The sequence below is a fragment of the Bradyrhizobium genosp. SA-3 genome (genome assembly GCF_004212635.1).
Lineage (GTDB): Bacteria > Pseudomonadota > Alphaproteobacteria > Rhizobiales > Xanthobacteraceae > Bradyrhizobium.
Genome location: NZ_PSRT01000257.1, coordinates 1 through 5,424 on the forward strand (window position 1 = coordinate 1; position 5,424 = coordinate 5,424).

Consider the following 5,424-nt stretch of genomic DNA (forward strand, 5'->3'; position numbering starts at 1 on the left):
CCAGCGCGCCCGCGCGGGCGCAAGCCAGACGCGGCCGGGCGTGCAGCCGGGCACGAGCCCGACGGTGCGCAGGGGCACCGGCGGATCGTCGGATCGGTAGAAGATTTAGATTGGTTTGTCGCCGAGAAGGCGGTGCGCTCCCTCTCCCGCTTGTGGGACAGGGTCGGGGTGAGGGTGCCTCAACAGAGGGACTCTCCCAGTGGAGAGAGCCCCCACCCGGCGCTTCGCGCCGACCTCCCCCGCAAGCGGGAGAGGTTAAGAGCCTGCGGCCTGATCGTGGCAAACAACGGCTATCGCGCCCGCATCACGCCCGCGCCAGCTCGAGAAAATGCCGGCCCGCGCGGTCCTCGGTCTCGACGATCCAGGCGTCCGGATCGAAGCGGATTTCCTTGGTCAGCCGCTCCTCGATGGTGTGCTCCGGCAGAGGCTGCGGCGCGACCGGCACGAAGAAGCGATCGACGGGACGGCCGTCGTCATAGACGGTCTGCGGCGCCGGCGTGTACAGCATCGCATTGCCGTCGAGTAGCGACACCTTCACGAACACCGCGCCCGCCTCCTCGGCGCCGCGCCGGCGCACCGCGCCGAACACGCCCTCGGTCTGGCAGCGGCGCAAATAGGCCGCCACCCAAATGTTGGATTTCAAACGCATGAGTCGAACGATAGGCCAGGGCTGCAATCAGCACCAGCCTCCGTGCAAGCGCCAAAATTATTCGACGGGATGGCCGATCGCGGCCGCGAGCTCGCGCAGCAGGCGGTCTGATACCTGGCCGGTGACCTGCATCTTGTGCTCGCGCTCGAATTTCTGGATCGCGGACTGGGTCTCGCCGCTCATCGTGCCCGTGATCTTCAAATTCCCGTAGCCATATTCGGACAGCGCGCGCTGCACGCCGGCGATACGTCGCGCGGCCGGGCTCTGCACCGGGATCGGCGCCGGCGGACGCAGGGCCGAGGGCGGCGTCGAGGTCGTCGCCTTGACCAGATTGGTCATCGGATCGTTCGAGCGCGTCGAGGCGGTCGCCTCGACCGGCCTTTCGGGCGGCTTCTCGGCGGCGCGCTCGGCAGGTTTGGGCTCGGTGCGAAACTCCGTCGCGCGCGGCTCGAGCGGCGACGTCTCGGCGCCGACGGGACGCGGACGCGGCAAGGGGTTCGCCAGCGGCACGGACGACGGCGCGGGTAGATTGATCACCGTGCCGAACATCGGCGCGGGATGCCGGCCGGTCTGCAGGAACAGCGCATTGGCAACGATCGCACCGATCGCAGCGACGGCGACGAGGCCGGCCAACGTATCCTTGGGGCTGTGCAGCAGCACGCGCATGACGAGGTTGCGCTCGGTCTCGACGTCGATGACCGCGGCCTTGGCACCACGACGGCGCGGAGCGGCTTCGCCCTTTGCAGACTTCTTAGGCACTTTTCTTCACCAGCGCAGGTTGGTCGTGAGATTCTTCGTGAAGTTGGTCGTGAGATTGGTCGTGAGATTCCTGGCGCAGCACCGGCGTCAGCGTCGCGATCTTGCTCTCCGCCGGCTTGGCCTGCGGCGGCGTGTAGACGAGCGGCAGCTTGACGGTGACCGCGGTGCCCTCGCCTAACCTGCTTTGTACCGTCAATTCGCCGAGATGCAACGCTATGAGGCTCTTCACGATCGAAAGTCCGAGGCCGGTGCCTTCGTGACGGCGCTGATAGGTCTTGCCAGCCTGGAAGAACGGCGCGCCGATGCGCTTGAGATCGTCGGGCGCGATGCCGACGCCGGTGTCGCTGATGCGCAGCGCAAGCTGCGAACCCGACACCGCCGCCGTCACGGTGACCTGACCGCCGCGCTCGGTGAACTTGATGGCGTTGGCGACGAGGTTGAGCACGATCTGCTTGAAGGCTCTGGGATCGCCGGTCATGACCGGCAGATCCTGCGGCGCATCGGTGATGAGGTCGATGCCGTTCTCCCGCGCCTTCAGCGCCAGCAAATTGCAGCAATGCATCAGCGAGGCGCGCGGCGCGAATGGCTCCGACGCAATCTCGAAATTGCCCGATTCCATCTTGGACATGTCCAGGATGCCGTTGACGACCGACAGCAGATGCTGGCCGGAATCGTTGATGAGCTGGGCGTATTCCTTGCGCTGGGCCGCACCCAGCATCAAGGTCTGCTCCTGCGCGATCATCTCGGAGAAGCCGATGATGGCATTGAGCGGCGTGCGCAGCTCGTGGCTCATGGTGGCGAGGAAGCGCGTCTTGGCGGCGTCGGCCGCTTCGGCGGCGCTGCGGGCCTGATCGAGCGCCTGCTCGGCAAGCTTGCGGTCGGTGACATCGCGCATCACGGCGACGACTTCAGCCTCGCCCGCGACGTCACGAGCTCTGTCTCGTTCGAGCGGGCGGCAACGCATCTCGACCCAGATGAAGTCGATCTGGCCGCGCTCGGAGCCGGCAGGTTCCCGCCGCAACCGGAACTCGACGCTGCACACGTCGCCGCGCGCCGCGTCTGATAAAGCCGTGAGATAGGCCGGGCGATCGGCGACGTGCACACGGTCGAACAGGCCGTGGCCAAGCAGTTGCGTGACCGGCATGCCGAGCGTGGCCTCCGCCGCCGGCGAGATGAACTGCACCGCGCCGTTGCGCTGATGCCGCGAGATGACGTCGCTCATGTTGCGCGCGAGCAGGCGATAGCGCTCCTCCTCGCGCGACAGCAGCGCAACGCTGGTGCGCGCCAGCGATTCCGCGCCGAAGGCGAGGCCCGCGGCGTAGAGCGTCGCCGAGGCGACGCCAAGCGCCATCAGCACGCCGCGTTCTGTGGCGCTCGGCAGGTCGATCGGCAGCCAGCCGAGCTGGCTGACGAGGATCAGGATCCCGGCACAGGACAGCGCGAGCAGCGAGGCGAAGGCCGCGACGCGGCGCGAGGCCGACAGCGCGGCTTCGAGCGGAACCACGACCAGCCAGATCGCGGCGAAGGATTCGATGCCGCCGGTGGTGGCCGCCACCGCCATGATCAGGCCGGCAAGCGCCAGCGACGACAGCACATGCGCGCCTTCATATCGGCCGGTGCGCGACAGGAACCAGGACAACAGGATCGGCGCGATCAGCCAGGCAAAGGCGGCGACCTCGATCGCGCTCGGCGCGCCGCGCAGGACGAGATAGATCGGGAATGCGGCAAAGGCGGCCAGGCTGCCAAGCAGCCGTGGCGCCATGAAGGCACGATGGCGCGCTCGCGTCAGCGCATCGTAACGCGCGGAGGGATGCAGCAGCGCATCGAGACAATCGCGGATGATACTCAAAACGGTCACGGGTCTCGCGCTTCGGCTCAATCGTCTTTAGAAGACGCGCCGGAACGCCTCCTTATCGTTGAGCCACCGTGTCAGAGCGACCTTAAACGAGTGCTAAGGCGGCGCGGCGTGCGGCCGGACACCGCGTCATCGCGGAGCTTTTTAGACGATTTGGCGACGTCTTCGCTGCGGATGGTGAACACGGAGTTTCACTCTCCTCGGCATGGTTTCGAATTGGTGGATGCGGGGCGCCAGCAGAATCACGAGCGCGGGCGTCAATCGAAAATTTACGAGACCGTCGATCCCGAAGATTTTTGCGTAAATTTTCCGCGAATTAAGCTCAAGGCAATCACTTGCGATTTATCGAGGGTTGCTAGGTCCGACATCCGCGGAGATCGCCGCGGCGGGATCGAACGTACAGGTCGCAAGATGCGCTTTCTGATCCGCATCACATTCTGGCTCGGGCTGGTGCTGGTGCTGCTGCCGCGGGACAAGACGCCCGAATCGGAGAAGCTGCCGCAGATCGGCGCCGCCGATGCGGTGCAGGCTGCGACCGCGGCCGTCTCCGACGTGACCCAGTTCTGCAAGCGCCAGCCGGCGGCCTGCGAGGTCGGCGGACAGGCCGCGACCATCATCGGCCAGCGCGCCCAGGACGGCGCGCGCAAGATCTACCAGATCATCAACGACAAGAAAGAGCAGATCACCAACGAGAAGAACGACAAGAACGACAAGAACGACAAGGCGGACAAGAAGGCGCCCGACCATACCGGCTCGATCGCGCTGGCCGGCGAAGGCGATGCCGTTGCGAGCGAGGCGCCGCGCGACACCCTGACCCAGGACGACCTCGCGCTGGACTGGCGCGGACCTGCAGCCGCGAATTAGCGCCCAAACCCTATCGATTTCACGGCTTCGCGTCCCTATATTGGCCTGAAAGGGAACATGGGCCAGCATGACGACGATCAACGAAATCAGGGACAATTTCGAACTTCTCGACGAGTGGGACGACCGCTACCGGTACGTCATCGAGCTCGGCCGCACCCTGGAACCGTTGCCGGAGGCGGAACATTCTGCCGCGAACAAGGTGCAAGGCTGCGTCAGCCAAGTCTGGCTCCAGAAGCTGGTCGAGCGCGGCAATGGCGCGCCGATCCTCAAATATCGCGGCGACAGTGATGCGCATATCGTGCGCGGGCTGGTTGCGATCGTGTTCGCGCTCTATTCCGGCCGCACGCCGCAGGAGATCCTCGACACCGACGCGATCGCCGTATTCAACGAGTTCGGCTTTCGCGATCATCTGACGCCGCAGCGTTCCAATGGCCTGCGCTCGATGGTCGAGCGCATCAAGACCGACGCCAAAGAGGCGCTCGTGGAAGCGTCCTGAGAACCTTCACTATTTCCGCTTCCGCTGCTGCTGTCCGAGGCCCATCTGCTTCGCCAGCTGCGAGCGCGCCACCGCGTAGTTCGGCGCGACCATGGGATAGTCGGCCGGCAAGCCCCATTTCTCGCGATATTGCTCCGGCGTCATGTTGTACTGGGTGCGCAGGTGGCGCTTCAGCGACTTGAAGCGCTTGCCGTCTTCCAGGCACACCAGATAGTCCGGCGCGATCGACTTCTTCAGCGAGACCGCCGGCTTGGCCGGCTCGAGCGGCGCGGTCTCGGTGCGACCCGACGAGACCCGCAGCAGCGCGCCATGCACCTGGCTGATCAGGTTCGGAATCTCCGCCGACGGCGTCGGATTGTTGCTGAGATAGGCCGACACGATGCTCGCCGTCAGCTCGATGAAATTCTTGTTCCCCGCATCCGACATGCGCCCGCCCTTTCTCCGCCATCCTTCTCACGGGATTGACGACGCCAGAGTATTCCCTGTCAAACAATACGTTCGGCGGAACCACGACAACTGTCGAGGAAGAGCTGATTACTGGCGAACGGCGGCGCTTTACTTTCTACGCGCAGCCTCAGCCCCGCTGGTCGAGATGTGCGCGGAGCTCGTCGATTGAGGCAAAGCGCATCATGCCCTCCGGCATCTGCGCTTCGATGGAACCGTCGGAATAGAGCGAATAGGCCATGCCATCGACGACGCCGGACTTGAGCACCGTGACGGGCGCCTGCTCGGCCGCAGCCGCCGGCTCAGGTGCGCGCGGCGGCTCAGGTGCAGGCGGCGGCGGAGCGGCTTCCGCAAAGG

General features: G+C 65.5%; 6 protein-coding genes and 1 pseudogene. 2 read left to right on the forward strand and 5 right to left on the reverse strand.

The annotated features are described in order from the left end of the window. Window positions 1-304: 304 nt before the first annotated feature. The 3 genes from CWO91_RS41405 to CWO91_RS41415 are packed head-to-tail and all read right to left on the reverse strand — an operon-like array spanning window position 305 to window position 3,266. Entirely contained in the window at window positions 305-649 is a 345-nt protein-coding gene (locus CWO91_RS41405) for a DUF1491 family protein (protein ID WP_091890887.1), read from the reverse strand. 57 nt (window positions 650-706) lie between these two features. Next, window positions 707-1,408 (reverse strand): peptidoglycan-binding domain-containing protein, encoded by a 702-nt coding sequence (locus CWO91_RS41410; RefSeq protein WP_130221062.1) that lies wholly within the window; start codon window positions 1,406-1,408, stop codon window positions 707-709. Further along, window positions 1,401-3,266, reverse strand: a complete 1,866-nt coding sequence (locus CWO91_RS41415) for a PAS domain-containing sensor histidine kinase (RefSeq protein WP_165406074.1) — start codon at window positions 3,264-3,266, stop codon at window positions 1,401-1,403. The genes CWO91_RS41410 and CWO91_RS41415 overlap by 8 nt, the downstream gene beginning before the upstream one ends. Window positions 3,267-3,674: 408 nt before the next feature. Between CWO91_RS41415 and CWO91_RS41420 the strand changes: the two genes are divergently transcribed. Further along, window positions 3,675-4,127, forward strand: coding sequence for a DUF5330 domain-containing protein (locus CWO91_RS41420; protein WP_130221064.1), 453 nt, complete (start codon window positions 3,675-3,677; stop codon window positions 4,125-4,127). Window positions 4,128-4,194: 67 nt separating this feature from the next. Next, a complete protein-coding gene (locus CWO91_RS41425; protein WP_130221065.1) occupies window positions 4,195-4,623 on the forward strand; it encodes a SufE family protein in 429 nt (142 codons plus the stop codon). Between the two features lie 9 nt (window positions 4,624-4,632). Here the strand turns inward: CWO91_RS41425 and CWO91_RS41430 are convergent, their stop codons facing one another. Next, on the reverse strand, window positions 4,633-5,049 hold the full coding sequence (locus CWO91_RS41430; RefSeq protein WP_091890880.1) for a MucR family transcriptional regulator: 417 nt from the start codon (window positions 5,047-5,049) through the stop codon (window positions 4,633-4,635). Between the two features lie 148 nt (window positions 5,050-5,197). Next, a pseudogene (locus CWO91_RS41435) lies at window positions 5,198-5,424 on the reverse strand (DUF308 domain-containing protein); the annotation flags it as partial.

Coding starts and splice junctions, on each gene's coding strand:
- CWO91_RS41420 (WP_130221064.1), top strand. CDS start 3,675: ATGCGCTTTCTGATCCGCATCACATTCTGGCTCGGGCTGGTGCTGGTG.
- CWO91_RS41425 (WP_130221065.1), top strand. CDS start 4,195: ATGACGACGATCAACGAAATCAGGGACAATTTCGAACTTCTCGACGAG.
- CWO91_RS41405 (WP_091890887.1), bottom strand. CDS start 649: ATGCGTTTGAAATCCAACATTTGGGTGGCGGCCTATTTGCGCCGCTGC.
- CWO91_RS41430 (WP_091890880.1), bottom strand. CDS start 5,049: ATGTCGGATGCGGGGAACAAGAATTTCATCGAGCTGACGGCGAGCATC.